This is a genomic window from Niallia sp. FSL W8-0177 (genome assembly GCF_038006285.1).
Classification (GTDB): Bacteria; Bacillota; Bacilli; order Bacillales; family Cytobacillaceae; genus Niallia; species Niallia circulans_A.
Genome location: NZ_JBBOUX010000001.1, coordinates 697,392 through 714,280, shown reverse-complemented (window position 1 = coordinate 714,280; position 16,889 = coordinate 697,392). Strand labels below are relative to the sequence as shown.

Sequence of the window (16,889 nt, the reverse complement as noted above, 5' to 3'; positions counted from 1 at the left end):
TTTCTCGATGACACCTATCTAAATATTCATCTTTATTATTCGTCCCATCCAATATATGATTAATATAAATGAATAGGAAAGGGTGTAAATCCATGAAAAAAATTGCTGTTATTGATGGAGGAACTCGTCCCAATGGGAATACAGCTCTCCTGACTGAGAAAGTAATCGAAGGTATTCCGGTAGATACTATTCTGCTTAGAGAGTATACTATCCTTCCTATAATGGACATGCGCCACACTTTAGAAGGATTTCAAGAAAGAGAGGATGACTACAATTCAATAGTAGATCGCATACTTCCTCATGATATATTAATCTTCTCTACTCCTATATATTGGTACAGCATGTCTGGTTTAATGAAAAATTTTATTGATCGCTGGTCTCACTCACTCAGAGATTCAAGCTCTCCTGATTTCAAAGCGAAGATGGCGAGAAAAAAAGCTTATGTTCTGTCTGTTGGTGGAGATAATCCCACTATAAAAGGGATACCAATGATCCAGCAATTTCAACATATTTTTGATTTTATGGGGATTGAGTTTGGAGGGTATATTTTAGGAAATGGCAATAAACCTGGCGATATTTTGAAGGATAAAAATGCCATTTTTGCGGCTGCTCAGTTAAAAAAGGAATTATTATAAGAACGAAAGCATCTTTGCTTGCTTTCGTTCTTTCTTTATGTCAAGGTCAAAATCCTGCCACAGTTTCATTCAGTTCCTCTGTAGATACTGCCATTTTCGCTACCGCTTGATTAATCTCCTCTAGTAATTGAATAAGCAATTGTAAATCATTTTCTGTACTTTTGATCATTTTATTATTATCTCTGCTGCTTCCTAAAATGTTATCAAAAACATCTGTTGTCAATTTAATCTCGTGGTTACCTGTATCAACTACTTTGTTAATGGTACTAATTTGCTCAATCACATTAGCGATATGTGCAATAGTACCTTGGACTAGTTCTGTAATACTGGAAGAAGAGTCCTTTGTTTGTTCTGCTAATTTTCTTACTTCATCAGCGACAACCGCAAATCCTTTTCCATGCTCTCCTGCTCGTGCTGCTTCAATCGCTGCATTTAGTGCAAGTAAGTTCGTTTGATCGGCAATCCCTGTAATAACATTGACAATTCCACCGATTTTCTTTGAGTTATCTTCTAACTCATCAATCGTTTTCATTATTCGTTGAATATCTTCCTTCAGCTCTTGCATATTTTTAATTACTTTATCTAGTTGAAGCTTTCCATTTTCTGATCGTTCTTCCATTTCGATAGAACTAGCTAAACTTTTTTTAGCACTTGTAGCAATATGACCAGATTGTTCTACAATTTGCTCAACAGAAGCGCCCGTTTCTTCTGTCATAGCAGCCAAGTTTTCCACAAATCCTCCGACAAAATTCTTAATATCTATTTTCGCTTCTTGTTCTTTTTTAGCAATCATATTTTTTTGGGCATTATGCATGGAATCGATAACTAGTTGATTTTCTAGGTTGAATATTTTGGAAATGGCCATAAATAAAATAGTAGCTTCTTTTTCATTTAACTGTAGTTCTTGGTTGACCTTTATCATAATTTCTGTCATTAACAAGTGATAGACAGAAAGAAACCAGCGAATTTCCACACCTATTTTCACATACATTTGCGCTAACATTGCTCTTCTTTGCACGTATTCCCGATCAATTTTCCCATTAAAAAAAGATAAGAAATATTTCATGCTGTCTTCTGTTGAGATTCCAATCCTGGAAGTATCAATAATTTTAGACATACCTTCATGTGAAAAATGAAATGATTCTGTTCTAATAGCTGGTAGATGCTTTGCCACGATTGGTTGAATGCTTTTTAATAACGCTAAATCCTCTCTTTCTAAACCAATAACATTTAGCTGCATCTCATAATCTGAACCTTTTTCAATATCTATTGATACTTTATTTATTTCTTGGTCAATGAGTTGCTGAATTTTATTTTCTTTCTCTTTGACACCTTTTTTAAAAAGCATGGATTTTCCTCCTACTAAGTCCTTTTCCTTTATATCGGAAAAGAAAATGGATTTTACAGTAAAAAAGAGGGAATTATAAGAAATAAATGGGAAATAAATAATATATTTGTACCATACTCAAGTTGACAAGATTTTAATAATTGCGTAGATTTAAAAGAAGAATTGAAAGAAGTGGTACATATGGGCAAATTAGTTGAAAAAAGGAGCATACAACATGGATATTAAACAGATCACCGTTGCAGGCAGTGGCGTATTAGGAAGTCAAATTGCTTTTCAAGCGGCATATAAAGGATTTCAAGTTGCTGTTTATGATATTAATGATGAAGTACTAGAAAAGTCTAAAAATAGAATGAAACAATTAGAGGCATTTTATCAAAGAGATTTAGATGCAACACCAGAAGAGCTACAAGAAGTATATAACCGCCTATTCTACTCTACCAATTTAGGAAAAGCAACAGAGAAAGCAGATTTAGTCATTGAAGCAATACCAGAAGTAGTCCAAATTAAACGAGACTTTTATCAGGAATTAGCAAAAGTAGCACCGAAGCATACTATTTTTGCAACGAACTCTTCTACCCTTCTGCCAAGCCAATTTGCTGAAGCAACTGGTCGTCCAGAAAAATTTCTAGCACTTCACTTCGCTAATGAAATTTGGAAGAACAACACAGCAGAAATTATGAAGCATCAAACAACCGAGGAACAAGTATTTCAGACAGTGATTGCTTTTGCTAAAAGTATCGGAATGGTGGCTTTACCGATTCAAAAGGAACAACCAGGTTACGTATTAAACTCTTTATTGGTTCCTCTATTAGAATCAGCAGAAATGTTACTTGTGAACGAAGTCGCAGAAATTGAAACGATCGATAAAGCATGGATGATTGGTACAGGAGCGCCGCTTGGACCATTTGCAATGCTAGATGTAATTGGTATTACTACTGCTTACAATATCGTAAAGGGCAAAGCGGAAGCTACTGGTAACCCTGCTTATATAAAGCTTTCACACTTATTAAAAACAAACTATATTGATCAAGGTAAATTAGGCAGAAGTACAGGAGAAGGATTCTACAAATACCCGAACCCTAGCTTCATTCAGCCAGATTTCTTAAAAAATTAACATTAAAAACAGTAGAGGAGAATAGATAGATTCTCCTCTACTGTTTTGCTTTTACCTTCGCTACCCCTAAAGCATAATGGCTAAATAATACATTCTCTATCATCTCCCCTTGCGACTCTTCGCAATCAACAATAACAATTATTTCAGATTGGAATCCCTTCAGTAATCTTCTCTTCTTTTTTACTATAATTTCTGTAAAAAGACGAATAACAAATCCTAGTAAAAAGCCAGCTGCCGCACCAATTAGTCCCCAGTATATCGGCCCCCATGCAAGCTTAAATCCTATACTTGCAAACACAACAGATAATGCCGTTGCTAATGCAACACCTATATCAATAAGAGAAGTTCCGTCTGATCGATACAAGTCATCAAAAATCTTTCGTTGCTCGGTTCTATTATCAAGTGGAACAACAAATATATTTTCTTTTTTTATCCCCTTTTTTTCTAATGTGCTGAGTGCCATTTCTATAAAAACTGAGTGTTCAAATGTCGAAAATAATTGCATCTTTAATTCACCTTTTGCCCTTTTAATACTTGAAAAGACGAAGATTGATATTTCTCCCTAAAATAGAAACGTTGTTCTTTATCATATAGCTTATTGTTTTCTACCGTATTTATATAAGAATCAAATATTGCAAACCCATAAATAGATGGAAAAAACAATAGCCACTCTGGATTAATCACATCCGTCGCTTGTTTAATCTCTCCCAAAAACAATAAGGACAAAGCTTCTAGTCCATGAGATAAATAAAAAAAACACAACGCCCCAAATGATAACAAAGAATGCAGTTATTACTCTATGAATGTATAATTGCCCTAAACCAGGCATAAATAGGGACCAGATGATAGCCATGAGAGGATTTCTTTTATCAAGATAATTGATTTCCATGATACCGATACTAAATGAATTAAAGCGGTGCTCCTCTCTTTCTGCCAACACAAAGATTTTATTCAAATCTACCGTCGTTCGATAACTATCCCAAATAGCGAATATATAAACTGGGATATAAATGAGTAACCACCTTGTATCTAAGATTTCTTTAGCCTTTTCAATCTCTCCCTGAAAGGAATAAATCATCGACAAATTTAAATTGCTGTTTACATTTACTACTACTTCCCAAATAAATAAAACGAATCCTCGCAGATATTTGGATAATAAAAGATGACCAAATCCAGGGAAAGCTGCACTCCACCATGCAATGATATAAGGATTTCGCAGGTGAATTTGTGTAGTACCAAGCGTACTTACATGTGCTCTATATCTTCTTGCTGTATTGTCATTATTATAGTTGTCCATACTCACCTACACCTTTTCCATCTATGGATAATAAAAGAGAAATCATTACTAAAAGTTATTTTTAACAAAATCATGTAATTCCATCCATTTGCCGATTTTTTTAGTAGAATAGAACTAGAAGAAAAATAAACAGATTAGAATTGATAAGAATCTTTGGTTTATTAGGTTTATGTTAAACTGTACATAAATACATAAAGTTTCAAAAGGGGGAAAGGGAGTTGTCTCAAGCAATAATATTTGATATGGATGGTACACTCTTTCAAACAGACAAAATTTTAGAAATATCTTTAGATGATACTTTTCATTACTTGCGCTCGATTCATCAATGGGATGGAGAAACACCTATTGATAAATACCGCGAAATTATGGGTGTTCCATTGCCGATTGTGTGGGAAACATTACTGCCTAATCATTCCCTTAGCTTAAGAGAAAAAATAGATGCTTATTTTCTCGAACGATTAGTGACAAATATAAAAAAAGGCAAAGGGGCCTTATATCCAAATGTCAAAGAAGTTTTCTCCTATTTAAAGGAAAATGATATTTCTATTTATATCGCTAGTAATGGTTTAACAGCATACTTGCAAGCGATCGTTGAATATTATCAATTGGATAAATGGGTGACAGAAACATGCAGTATTCAGGACATTGAATCATTGAATAAGTCTGACCTCGTTTGTAGGATTATTAAGAAGCATGGAATTACTCAAGCAGCTGTTGTGGGAGACCGCTTATCTGATATAAAAGCTGCAAAAGAAAATGACCTTCTATCTGTCGGTTGTAATTTTGATTTTGCTAAAGATGACGAAATGAAGCAAGCAGATATGGTTATTGATGATCTTATCGAATTAACTTCCATCCTAGCAGCATCACCTGCATTTCAAATAAAAAATAATACGATTAAATAATAGCTCACTTATACCAAAGACCAAACATAGCCTCGGGAAAAAAGGGAATATGCAGGCATAACATTTGCTTAATTCTATATATTTCCACGATCATTACATTAATATGAACCCAGTTTTGTTTGCTATTTTGATTGTCGTGAACTTAAATTTTGTGGTGTAAAACTTAAATCAGCTAAAATGACTGATATGTGTAAGTCCTATAGAAATAGCCGATCTCTCTTTCCGGTCTATTTCTTGGACTGCTTATTTTTATCCATTTCATCCTCATTATTAATATGACCTGTTATAACGTCTATTAAATCATCCGAAAATTCACTGATTTTACTCAGTTTCCTATATTCCTTATTTTTATTTTTAGAATTTGGTTTATAATATTTAATAATCCCTCCAAAAAAAGCACCTATAAAAACAATCTAACTCCAATATGGCATGGATTCTAACCCTCTTGGCAGCAAATAAAACCAATTTATTCCCATTACTAAATAACTTATCAGAATTAACGTAGTTCCAATTATATTTCTGATCATACTTTAATATCTACCTCCATTTTTTATCCTTATGCCTCCTTCATTAAGTGTCTAAATGTCTAAGACCCCTAATTTAAGGGGTCAGTCCAAAAATATCTCTTCTAAAGTTGGTTCCTCAACATTGACTCGGTAAACATTTGTATTACATGCCGTTAGGGCTCTTGTGATTTCAGAAATTCTATTTTCTTCCTCAACTGTGATAGTAAGTGATTCCTCTTTTGTGTGAATTTCCGTACCTTTATCTTTAATCCATTGGTGAAACTTTGATAATTCTGAAACAGGTATTGGACTATGTTTAATATTTACGATAATGTTGGAACGATAAAATGCTCTGAGTTCATTCATTGTTCCGATTTTTACAATCCTACCTTCTTTCATGATAGCAATTCTGGTACATAATTTCTCGACCTCATCCAAATTATGAGAAGTTAAAAAGATCGTCTTGCCTTCTCCATGCAGTCTTTTTATCAGCTGTTGAATTTGAATTGCTGATTCTGCATCCATCCCTGATGTTGGTTCATCCAAAAATAAGAGCTCTGGATCATGGATAATGGCTTGAGCGACACCAAGTTTCTTTTTCATTCCAAACGAGAACTTTCCTAATTTTTTATTAGCATGATCAGCTAATCCGACTGCTTCTAATACTTCAAGACACTCACTTTTTTGTGCAGTTTCACCAGATAGTGCAGAGAAGAACCGCAAATGCTCCAGTGCTGTAGTGGATTCGTAGAAACTTGAATAATCAGGCAGCACACCAATTTTTCTTTTAACCTCTATGTGATCTATATTTCCTCCTAACAAAGAAAATGAACCTGAAGTAGGTTTCGCAATCCCTGTCAGCATATTGATAAAAGTTGATTTTCCTGCGCCATTTCTACCCAAAAATCCAAATAATTCCCCTTCTTCAATTGTTAAATCAATTCCGTTAACTACTGTTACTCCGTTATACTTCTTTGTCATCTTTACTGCTTTAATAGCTGACATCAGAATTCCCTCCTCTTGAATAATAAATTAGTAAGATAAATTAAGATAGCTGCAACTACAAGAAGAACTAAGAAGCTATATTCATTTAAGTCCAGATAATAAAAAGGTGATACATATTTTAGCCAACTAATTGCTGGATTAGAAGTAAGCACAAACCAACCTCCTAATATTGGTAACAATATCCCTCCAAGAATTCCAAGGAACATTGTTGCTCCTGGCTTATTGATGAGAACGGACATTAAGAGAATGAATGATATCTGCAATGTAAGTAGGCTCATCGTCTGAGCAAAAACTAGAAAATCTATTTTTTCTGTTGTTAGAGCAATTATTAAGAATGACAGAAACAGACAAACAAACCAAAACATCCAAATACCCAAAAACTTACCAACTATAATAGAAAATCTAGTTGTTTTAGTTACTAAAAACCGCATGGTTCTTTCACGGATTTCTTTATTTATACTGTCATGAGATAGACTCGCCACAAATAAATGTCCAAAAAACATAACTAAAAACAATAATCCAACTAAATGAGCTTCACCTGCCTCTTGCGCTGTCAGTTCCATTGCCTCAGCTATACCATCAGCAAACTTAGCTGAATAATAGGATGTGACTAAAAATACTAAAATTAATAAAATTGATTTAAACCCTTTAAATAATTGGAGAAATTCTCTTTTCCCTATAGTAAGCATAATATTAAACTCTCTCTTTCATCCTAAATTTTATCCTGATTCTCTTAAAGGCTGCTTAATCACTAACTTTTTTCTCTCGAAAATGGAAGAGAATTTGACCAATTAATCCAATCATCAGGATTATTGCTAAGCTAGAATAATTCTGAGCTGCAAACTCATTTCCAATATGTCTTGAAAGCATAATTACGGCCGCTACGGTTGCTATAGCACTAAATACTTTTTTCATTTTACACCTCATTTCCTTAATCTATAAGAATTATATCTATCGTACCTTAACCCTTTAAAATCAGAACCTTAATTCTTCCTTAATTTCTAATAATGAGGATAAAAAATGATATGATATCTTTATATTTGGACATTAGGGAGACAAATTATATGAAAAAGATAAGATTGTTAATAGTGGATGATGAACAGGCTATCCACCAGATGTTAAAGATTATTTTGCAGAAGGAAGGATTTGAGCGAATTGATACTGCCGAAACAGCGGAGGAAGCATTACAACTATGTGCAGTTAACGATTACGGCTTAATTTTTCTAGATGTCATGCTTCCAGATCGAAGTGGTTTTGATATTTGTCCTTTCATTAGAGAAAAGACAAATGCCACCATCTTCTTCTTAACAGCGCGGTCCACTGACCTTGATAAACTTTCAGGGTTTGCATTAGGTGCTGATGATTATATCACCAAACCCTTTAATCCATTGGAAGTAGTAGCGAGAGTGAAAGCTCATCTGAGAAGATATACAGCTAATACAGTAAAGGAATCAACTACATATCAATATGGTGACTTATTTGTAAATAGTTCATCTGGAGAAGTCATGGTAAGAGGAGTTAAAGTTTCCATGCCTGCACAGGTGTATCAGTTACTACTATATTTCTGCAAGCATCCTAATCAACTTTTCAGTAAAGCTCAACTTTATGAAAATGTGTGGGGCGAGAATTTTCTTGGAGAGGATAACACGATTATGGTTCATATACGCAAACTTAGAGAAAAAATTGAAGTAGATCCCAGCCAGCCGCAGTATATCGTGACAGTGAGAGGGCTCGGCTATAAATTATCTGTAGAAGGTTACAAATAAAATGAATATGACCAAACGATTCATCCTGCAATTCTTTTTTCAGCTTTTGTTTGTTTTTTTTCTCGTATCCATTATTTTTTTATTATTTTGGGCAATTATTGGTTTCACTGTCATGAAAAACGAACTATACTCTGACTTGACTCAGGCTGACTCATCTAATATGGAAGACTGGATATCAGTTAAAAATAGTCATATTTCTATATCCAATGATTTAAAGGATTTAGTCAGGAAACAGAATGGTTGGCTTGCTATCTTGGCGGAGGACGGAAATCCCATAAAAACATATAATCTGCCAAAGGGTACCTCTTTCTCAAAAATCGACTTTGCCCTGCTACTTTCGGAAAGTGAAGATGATTCATACCATTACTATATGTGGTCAATTCAACAAGATACTGCTGAGCCCCTCATTGTCCTTTATGGAAAAGAAGTTGGCAGCAAGTCCATTTTAAATACTATTAAAGTTGCAGTAAACTGGCAGAAAAACCAACTAAATATTACCGATACTCAAGGAAAAACAATTACCAATAAACACGGTTGGGTTCAGCTGGTTAGTAAAGATGGTGTAGTTCAGGACAGTTATGAAGCAGACAATCAAAAGGATAGGTACTCTTTCCAAGAACTATTTCAGCTTACTAAGAACGAACAAAAGGATGTATCCACCTACTATAATAGAGAGACAGGTCAGGTTCTTCTAACAGGTACAGACCAAACAAACAGCTTGCAATCCGATACAGAAATAATGCAAGATACTGGGAACAAAATTCTTTTCCTATTTTTGCTTGCTCTTTTATTGTTAATTATGCTTAATATTTGGTTTGGTTATAAATTCGGTGCTCCACTTGTTACCATCATGAAATGGATTGGAGATTTGGGGAAGGAAAATTATGAAGAAGGGCATAACAAGCACTCTATGATGCTTACGAAAAAAGGAAAGCTACAACGGAAATATAAAATATATAAGGAATTGATTACCACACTTATCCAATTGACAACATCGCTGGAACAAAATAAACAATTAAGAAGAAAGGCTAACAAAGCTCGAGATGAGTGGATTAGCGGACTATCCCATGATTTAAAAACGCCGCTTGCCTCTATAGGAGGATATGCTGAGATGCTACAATCAGATCAATATTCATGGACTGAAGAAGAAGTTCGGACTTTTTCTAGCACAATCAAGGAAAAGGCGCACTACATGAAACAGCTTCTGGAAGATTTGACCTTAACGTATCAGCTTAGAAGTGAGGGCTTTCCTATCGCCAAGGAAAAAGTGGAAATAAATGAACAAATCAGACGAACTGTCATCCACTATGTGAACGGGCCTGCAGGACAGCAATATGAATTTGTATTTCAGCCTTCCCCTAAGGAACTGATTGCAGCAGTAGATCCAAAGTGGTTCCAACGCATTATGGAAAACTTAATTGAAAATGCAATTAAGTATAATCCACCAAAAACGACTGTCACAATAACGATCGGAAAGCTTGACCATCATTTGCTGGTAATTACGATTAAAGATAATGGTGTGGGCATGGATAATGAAACACTAAACAGATTGTTCGAACGCTATTACAGAGGAACAAATACAAGCAGCTCAATGAACGGAACAGGACTCGGTATGACGATAACAAAAAAGCTAATTGAACTCCATGGCGGTTCCATTAAAGTAAGAACTGAGCTTGAGAAGGGAACAACCATCAGAATACTCCTTCCGTTACTTGATGATTAAATTTATCTTTATTGTAAAAAAAAGATAAATTCTCAAGAATTTTCCCAGCAAAATGTCTCATGAACTGGTGAGTCTAATAGTTTCTGCTCCTGGTTTTGGGAGCAGAGCTTGAAGTTTAAACAAGCTATAAACAGTAATAGCAAAAAGGCAACTACTATAACATGGGCCATTCTCTTATATTCTTTTAACTGTATTTGATCGATAAAAAAACAATTGCATCCGATTGATTATGCTTTACTCGCTAGTTTTATTTATTAAAAACAAAGGCTCTGTTAAATTTTAATGTACAAATATGGATAGTAAGTAGGGGAACCTTTTTTGGATCCCCGCTCTTTTTCATTCAGGGCTTAACAATTGAATGTTTCTGTACTTTTAACATAACCATAAATACAAATTATGCTATCTTCTTTAACAAACGGAATATTTAGCTTTTGTAATAATTCTATGAATTCATCAGTTATATCAAATCTTTCAGGTTCAATAAGTCTACCTCTACTTTTTACATACCTTGGTCTGATTCGCAACCATTCTATGGAATAGAACGGACGCAGCCCCTGTTCCCAATCACCCCAATACCATACATCTTCTATAAAAGTTTCTGGGTAAGGAGCATCTTCTAATACATACTTAACTTGATAAGGTGGGGTGAACGGCAATGTATCAATTACAAATTTCTGCAACTGCTCCCATTTCGTGTTGTTCATAACTGAAGCTAATTGTTTTTTATTTACAACTGCAACAACCTTTTGCTTTTCGTCCATATTCTCCCTCCTAAAATCTAAGCTTTAAACTTTGATAGGCGTAAACTATCATAAGTGTCGGTCATCTCAAATACAAATGATGTTAACAGAAATTCTTTAATATTGTGTTTTATGCTTTCTTACTACGGTTATCTACAAACAAAAACCACGCGAGATAGTTGTCGAGATACTTTGTATCTACACATTTAAAACGGTCTATCCATCGTTTGATTTAATTCGATAATGTTTTAATCCTTTTTCCTTTCCATAGGTTTTATAGGCTCTCCAAGCATCTTGTAACGAGTAGATTATCAGTTGTCAGTTTAGAGCCAATCATACTCTCCACTATCATTTTAACGACATGCCCCATACAAGCTACTTTTGAGACAGTTGCTTTGATACGGTCTCTTGCAATAAGAACACAAACTTGTTCGTGGCTTATGCCTCAAAGGTTGGATTTCCCGCCACGTTTACGAGGTTTGCGTTCCGAAATCCTACGTTGACCTTTTTGAGAGTACTGAAAATGGTTCTCGTTAACTTCAACGATACCTTCAATATTAAGCTCCAACTCCTCCGCTTATTTTATCATAATTATCTAAAGTGATTTTAAAAGTTCTATGCAAGAATATGACATGTTTACGAATCAGAAATATCTTGCCTATCTACACAGGAATTTAATCAAACTTTTTTATAAATGAGCAGACCTTATTAAAAGACGACATTTATGTATCTTTCCGGCTATCTGCTTCAATTTTTAATAATCTCGGCAATATTCATAAATTTGCTAGTACGAAATCCCCATAAATCGACATTTCCAATAAATTTGTAGTTCTGCTCTATTAATAAGGTTTCTAAGCTCTCTTTTCGTTCTTTAACTGGAAGTTTATATTCATCTATCAAATGTGCTTCTTCTCCTACTATTTCATAATAACTGAATAAAATGGTGTAACCCATTAAAACGATCTCCTCTCTACTACCTATCCAAATGTCTACTTAATGATTATCCGGTTTCTTCTTTATGTTTCTTAGTATACCGTGGTAAAGTAAACTGAATATAAACTTCTCTAAATTAATTTTCAGTTTACATTTTTATAATAAAATAGGTATAACTTAAATGAATGGAGGTATTAGATGTTTAAAATACTCGTGGTAGAAGATGATACAAATACTAGAAAATTAATGTGTGCTGTCTTAAAGCACCATGGATTTCAGACTTATGCAGCTAAAGATGGGATCGAAGCTCTTCAGATAATGGAAAAAGAGCATGTTGATTTAGCTGTACTCGATTTAATGATGCCCAAAATGAACGGGTACGAATTAACACAGCATTTGCGGCAGACGTGGGAGAACCTCCCTATTTTAATGGTTACCGCCAAGCAGGAGGCAGCAGATAAACGAAAAGGATTTCTTGTTGGTACGGATGATTATATGACCAAACCAGTAGATGAAGAAGAAATGATTTTACGTATTAAGGCTCTGCTGCGGAGAGCGAAGATTGTAAATGAGCATCGTTTAACAATCGGGAAAACTGTACTCGACTATGATGCCCTTACCGTTTCTCGTGAGAATCATGTTATTACCTTACCACCTAAAGAGTTTTTCTTATTGTTTAAACTATTATCATATCCAAATATGATTTTCACTCGAATTCAGCTTATGGATGAAATCTGGGGAATGGAATCTGAAACGGATGATCGTACACTCAATGTCCACATTAACCGATTAAGAGACAAGCTTCGTGATTTTCCAGAGTTTGAAATTTTAACAGTCAGAGGACTTGGTTATAAGGCAGTGAAAAAAGGATGAGAGAATTTTTCACAAAACGTTTAAGCCTTGCCATTACACTAGTCATGTTTGTTTTTGGCGTCATGATGGCAACAGTCCTAGTTGTTGCTGTTATAACTTTTGCTTTACAGCATTTAGGGATTATTTCAGACAATAGTCAGCTTCCCGTATTCCCGCTCATTGCCTTTTTAGGTTTTTGCATTTTACTTGGGACTTCCCTAACAGCCTTTCTCAGTAAGAAAGCATTAAATCCTATTCGGACGGTAATTGATGCAACCCATAAAGTAGCCAGCGGGGATTTCTCTGTACAAGTTAACATAAAGGGAATAGGCGAATTAGAAGAATTATCTCATAGCTTTAATAAAATGACCCAAGAGCTTTCTGGAATTGAAACATTACGAAGTGATTTTGTTAATAATTTTTCTCATGAATTCAAAACACCTATTGTTTCATTACGCGGTTTCGCAAAATTACTAAAAGAAAATAACTTAACGGAAGAGGAAAGACAAGAATATCTTGATATAATCATTACCGAGTCTGAGCGCTTAGCTGCACTCTCTACAAATGTACTCATCCTATCAAAGTATGAAAATCTCGAGATTATTACCGAAAAAACTCCATTTCGATTAGATGAGCAAATTCGAAAAACGATTGTATTGATGGAACCAAAATGGTCCGCAAAAGATATAGTCATAGATGTCGAGCTTGATGAAGTTACTTATCACGGAAATGAAGATTTAACTCAGCAAATTTGGCTAAATCTTTTAGATAACGCTATTAAGTTTTCCGAAATAGGCGGAAACATAACAATACATCTCACTAAGTTCAAAGAAGAAGTTTGTTTTTCGATTCAAGATAATGGTCCTGGAATGGATGACCAAACAAAAAAACGTCTTTTTGATAAATTTTATCAAGGCGATACCTCTCATTCCCAATCGGGAAATGGTTTAGGATTAGCACTGGTAAAGAGAATCGTCGAACTATGTAACGGGAAAATTTATGTGGAGAGTGAAAAAGGAAAAGGGAGTATTTTTATGGTGAGGCTCTAAGCTTGTTTGAAGATGGCAAAAAGATAACCAATTAGACAGTAGCTAATCCGTTATCTTTTTGCCATTTTTTCTACCTGACATCGTATTTGATAAAATTTACTAATTAATGGATGATTCAGTGTCTTTCTATCTATATTACTTAATCTCCTTTTTCCAATCCTCCTATCAAACATAGCAAAAGCTCTAATAAATTCATTCTCAGAATGTAAAGCATGATCTATAGAAAGAGAGCAATAATCAAGAAAGGATTGATAGACATACCCACTATCCATTATATTTGCAGTTAAGAGACTTTGTTCTGCCTCTTCAGAAGCTCTTACCAATTCTTGTCGCTCCTCTGATTCATACATTTTCCACCAATCCGCCTCATACGGAATTGGCTTTAATCGTTGTTCAAACTTTATTTCTTCATATATTTTCTCATGTAAAATCCAATAGTTAGTATCCGAAGCACTAACTATTACTTCTTTATCAAAAGTTATCCAAATCCTTCTTGGGCTATCATGGAATTTTCGATAAGCAGTAATATGAATTTGCATTCTATCTTTTAATTTTTCACTAATAAAACCTTCCATTTTGGTCTTTAACTTACTCCATTGCATCTGCTATTCCTCTCTTCTAAAACAAACTTCATAACCTTATTATATCTTTTTATAGAAGTTGCTAAAAAAAGAGGCACATTTAATATGAGTATGTGCCTCTTTTATCCTCCTATAAACCTATCTTATCCCCAAATCTCTTTCGCTACATCTACAATATATTTTAATTTATTCCATTGTTCTTCTTCTGATAAGATGTTTCCGTGATGGGTTGAAGCAAATCCACATTGCGGGCTGATACAAAGCTGTTCAAGGGCAACGTATTTAGAAGCTTCTTCTACACGTGCTTTGATTGCTTCTTTATCTTCTAATTCACCAGTTTTTGATGTGAATACACCTAAAACTACTTGTGGACCTCCATTTGGTACAAATTCAAGTGGCCTGAATCCACCGGAACGCTCATCATCATACTCCAAGAAGAAACCATCTACTTTTTCTTTTGCAAAGAAGCTAGGAGCGATTTTATCATATGGACCTTCAAACGCCCAAGTAGATTGATAGTTTCCACGGCAAAGATGTGTTGTTACGATTAAATCTTCTGGCTTTCCTTCTAGAACACCATTCACCACACGTAAAGCTAGGTCAATTAATTCTTGTCTTTCTAACTCACTTTTTGCAAATGGCAGCTTTGGAGCACAAAGTCCTGCAATATATACATCATCAAATTGTAGATAACGGCAGCCTGCCTCATAGAATGCTTGAACAGCATCACGATAAGCTTGGATAATATCATTTGCATAATCTTCAATATCCGGATAGATTTCTTCATTACGGATACCCGCATTGAAAAATTGGTTTGGACTTGGAATGGTCATTTTTGCAACGGCACGATCGCCCACAATCTCATAGAATTCTTTAAAATCTTTTAAATGAGGATGATCAGGATTAAAAGATACTTTTCCTGTTACTCGCACATCGTAAGCTTCCGTTTCAACCCCATTAAATTTATAACCATGGTCTGGTACATAGCCTTCTACTCCTGTTAAATGCTCCATGAAATCAGTATGCCAAAATCTGCGGCGGAACTCTCCATCCGTAACGGCTTGAAGACCAACCTCAATCTGCTTGTCCACAATACGTTTAATTTCTTCTGTTTCTACTGCACGTAGTTCTTCTGCTGAAATAACTCCATCTGCAAACTTCTTTCTAGCATCATGAATAGATTGAGGACGCAGTAAACTTCCTACGTGATCTGCTCTAAATGGTGCTTTAATAATCGTTTTTGTCATTTGAATCCCTACCTCCGTAAAATTTCTTCTCTCTCTTTAATATTAGATTTTTCAGAAATATGTATATATTTTTATGTATAGAAAAATCTAACTTGTGGCTTTCACACCGCTAGAATCCATAACTTGTTTAAATGTAACATGAAAACAAGCCGATGGAAACACGAAAAATTTAAACTCTTGTGATTATTTAAACTTTTTTAAGTTATTCTACACTATTTCCAACAAGATTACTAGCCAATAAAAAGGAAAAAAATAGACACAAACTATTATTGGACCGAATAGTTTGTGTCTATTTTCCTCTATATTTTTTACTTTTTAATATTTAAATCATGATGCAATGATTCAGGTGGAATGGGATTGAGAGGAACTTGCCCCTTTGGAACTGGTTCTTTTACATACACAAAATCTCCTGTTCCATCTTGGGCACTACCTGTTGCCCAGAGACCTTCTGAAGAAGCATCTCCTTCTGATAAATTCCAGAATTCATACGCTTCTGGCTGAGATTCTTTTTCTGCTTCCGGAGGGAAGGTTGCTGGAACAACTACACCATTTTTAGCTTCTAATTCCTCGATTGCTGCTAGCCATTGATATTGGTGGTAACGATCACGAGCTAACATTTTTCTAAATGTAGCTCTTACTCCTTCATCAGTTGTCATATGATACAATCTTGCTACCTGTAAGCGTCCTTGGCTTTCTGCATGTAAATTTGAACGCATATCAGCTAAAAGATTTCCACTTGCGACAATATACGATCCATTCCAAGGTACCCCATTAGAATTAGTTGGCATGCCACCCAATCCACTTACAAGTAGATGTTGTGGATTAATTCCACCCATAATGGCTGCAACTGCTGGATCTTTCGCTGCTTCAGCCTGATCCTCAGGTGATGCACCATCTAGAAGCTGACTGATTAGAGAGCAAAGCATTTCAACGTGACCAATCTCTTCCGTTCCTATATCCATGAGCATATCCTTATATTTTTCTTCTCCGCGACAATTAAAACCTTGGAAAAGATATTGCATCATTACGGTCATTTCACCGAATTGTCCTCCAAGCACCTCTTGAATTTGACGTGCTAACATTGGATCTGGTCTGTCCACTTTCACTTCAAACTGTAATTCTTTTTGATGACGAAACATGACGCTATCTCCTCCTTGACTTTTCATATTGCTGTTCGATTAAGATGTA

16 protein-coding genes and 3 pseudogenes are annotated in these 16,889 nt (G+C 34.9%); 7 read left to right on the top strand and 12 right to left on the bottom strand.

Annotated features, from left to right (window positions below):
* The first annotated feature begins 92 nt into the window (after window positions 1–92).
* Entirely contained in the window at window positions 93–635 is a 543-nt protein-coding gene (locus tag NST77_RS03455) for an NAD(P)H-dependent oxidoreductase (RefSeq protein WP_163186122.1), read from the top strand.
* A gap of 46 nt (window positions 636–681) precedes the next feature.
* Here the strand turns inward: NST77_RS03455 and NST77_RS03450 are convergent, their stop codons facing one another.
* The gene (locus NST77_RS03450; protein ID WP_095332173.1) at window positions 682–1,983 is read right to left on the bottom strand and encodes a globin-coupled sensor protein; all 1,302 of its coding nucleotides are present in this window, start codon (window positions 1,981–1,983) and stop codon (window positions 682–684) included.
* 214 nt (window positions 1,984–2,197) lie between these two features.
* On the opposite strand from NST77_RS03450, the gene NST77_RS03445 reads away from it, so the two are divergent.
* On the top strand, window positions 2,198–3,097 hold the full coding sequence (locus tag NST77_RS03445) for a 3-hydroxyacyl-CoA dehydrogenase (protein ID WP_095332171.1): 900 nt from the start codon (window positions 2,198–2,200) through the stop codon (window positions 3,095–3,097).
* Window positions 3,098–3,134: 37 nt separating this feature from the next.
* On the opposite strand, the gene NST77_RS03440 is transcribed toward NST77_RS03445, so the two are convergent.
* Both NST77_RS03440 and NST77_RS03435 read right to left on the bottom strand, forming a co-directional pair.
* Window positions 3,135–3,602 (bottom strand): hypothetical protein, encoded by a 468-nt coding sequence (locus NST77_RS03440; RefSeq protein WP_341122735.1) that lies wholly within the window; start codon window positions 3,600–3,602, stop codon window positions 3,135–3,137.
* Between the two features lie 2 nt (window positions 3,603–3,604).
* Window positions 3,605–4,394: pseudogene (locus NST77_RS03435) on the bottom strand (hypothetical protein).
* A 203-nt stretch (window positions 4,395–4,597) separates the two neighbouring features.
* Here NST77_RS03435 and NST77_RS03430 point away from each other — a divergent pair.
* Window positions 4,598–5,299 (top strand): annotated as a pseudogene (locus tag NST77_RS03430) (HAD family hydrolase); the annotation flags it as partial.
* Window positions 5,300–5,907: 608 nt separating this feature from the next.
* Here NST77_RS03430 and NST77_RS03425 read toward each other — a convergent pair.
* The 3 genes from NST77_RS03425 to NST77_RS03415 are packed head-to-tail and all read right to left on the bottom strand — an operon-like array spanning window position 5,908 to window position 7,725.
* Window positions 5,908–6,810, bottom strand: coding sequence for an ABC transporter ATP-binding protein (locus NST77_RS03425; RefSeq protein WP_095332165.1), 903 nt, complete (start codon window positions 6,808–6,810; stop codon window positions 5,908–5,910).
* Complete coding sequence (locus NST77_RS03420) at window positions 6,810–7,499, bottom strand: ABC transporter permease subunit (RefSeq protein ID WP_163186119.1); 690 nt, start codon at window positions 7,497–7,499, stop codon at window positions 6,810–6,812. Before NST77_RS03420 ends, NST77_RS03425 begins: the two co-directional genes overlap by 1 nt.
* Window positions 7,500–7,554: 55 nt before the next feature.
* Window positions 7,555–7,725 (bottom strand): hypothetical protein, encoded by a 171-nt coding sequence (locus NST77_RS03415; RefSeq protein WP_164463596.1) that lies wholly within the window; start codon window positions 7,723–7,725, stop codon window positions 7,555–7,557.
* A gap of 149 nt (window positions 7,726–7,874) precedes the next feature.
* Here NST77_RS03415 and NST77_RS03410 point away from each other — a divergent pair, with 149 nt between their 5' ends.
* Complete coding sequence (locus NST77_RS03410; protein WP_095332161.1) at window positions 7,875–8,576, top strand: response regulator transcription factor; 702 nt, start codon at window positions 7,875–7,877, stop codon at window positions 8,574–8,576.
* Window position 8,577: 1 nt separating this feature from the next.
* Window positions 8,578–10,299 (top strand): sensor histidine kinase, encoded by a 1,722-nt coding sequence (locus NST77_RS03405; protein ID WP_095332159.1) that lies wholly within the window; start codon window positions 8,578–8,580, stop codon window positions 10,297–10,299.
* A 347-nt stretch (window positions 10,300–10,646) separates the two neighbouring features.
* On the opposite strand, the gene NST77_RS03400 is transcribed toward NST77_RS03405, so the two are convergent.
* The 3 genes and pseudogenes from NST77_RS03400 to NST77_RS03390 all read right to left on the bottom strand — a co-directional run bounded on the left by NST77_RS03400 (window position 10,647) and on the right by NST77_RS03390 (window position 11,993).
* The gene (locus NST77_RS03400; RefSeq protein WP_095332157.1) at window positions 10,647–11,060 is read right to left on the bottom strand and encodes a DUF6678 family protein; all 414 of its coding nucleotides are present in this window, start codon (window positions 11,058–11,060) and stop codon (window positions 10,647–10,649) included.
* A gap of 17 nt (window positions 11,061–11,077) precedes the next feature.
* Window positions 11,078–11,592: pseudogene (locus tag NST77_RS03395) on the bottom strand (IS1595 family transposase); the annotation flags it as partial.
* 194 nt (window positions 11,593–11,786) lie between these two features.
* The gene (locus NST77_RS03390; protein ID WP_123257303.1) at window positions 11,787–11,993 is read right to left on the bottom strand and encodes a hypothetical protein; all 207 of its coding nucleotides are present in this window, start codon (window positions 11,991–11,993) and stop codon (window positions 11,787–11,789) included.
* A gap of 177 nt (window positions 11,994–12,170) precedes the next feature.
* Here NST77_RS03390 and NST77_RS03385 point away from each other — a divergent pair, with 177 nt between their 5' ends.
* The gene (locus NST77_RS03385) at window positions 12,171–12,845 is read left to right on the top strand and encodes a response regulator transcription factor (RefSeq protein WP_095332153.1); all 675 of its coding nucleotides are present in this window, start codon (window positions 12,171–12,173) and stop codon (window positions 12,843–12,845) included.
* Window positions 12,842–13,873 (top strand): HAMP domain-containing sensor histidine kinase, encoded by a 1,032-nt coding sequence (locus tag NST77_RS03380; RefSeq protein WP_095332151.1) that lies wholly within the window; start codon window positions 12,842–12,844, stop codon window positions 13,871–13,873. Before NST77_RS03385 ends, NST77_RS03380 begins: the two co-directional genes overlap by 4 nt.
* 50 nt (window positions 13,874–13,923) lie before the next feature.
* Here the strand turns inward: NST77_RS03380 and NST77_RS03375 are convergent, their stop codons facing one another.
* From NST77_RS03375 to NST77_RS03365, 3 genes are all read right to left on the bottom strand, one after another.
* Complete coding sequence (locus NST77_RS03375; RefSeq protein ID WP_163186116.1) at window positions 13,924–14,475, bottom strand: SF0329 family protein; 552 nt, start codon at window positions 14,473–14,475, stop codon at window positions 13,924–13,926.
* 122 nt (window positions 14,476–14,597) lie between these two features.
* Entirely contained in the window at window positions 14,598–15,701 is a 1,104-nt protein-coding gene (locus NST77_RS03370) for a 5-methyltetrahydropteroyltriglutamate--homocysteine S-methyltransferase (protein WP_123257301.1), read from the bottom strand.
* 308 nt (window positions 15,702–16,009) lie between these two features.
* Window positions 16,010–16,840 (bottom strand): manganese catalase family protein, encoded by an 831-nt coding sequence (locus NST77_RS03365; RefSeq protein WP_095332145.1) that lies wholly within the window; start codon window positions 16,838–16,840, stop codon window positions 16,010–16,012.
* Window positions 16,841–16,889 lie beyond the last annotated feature (49 nt).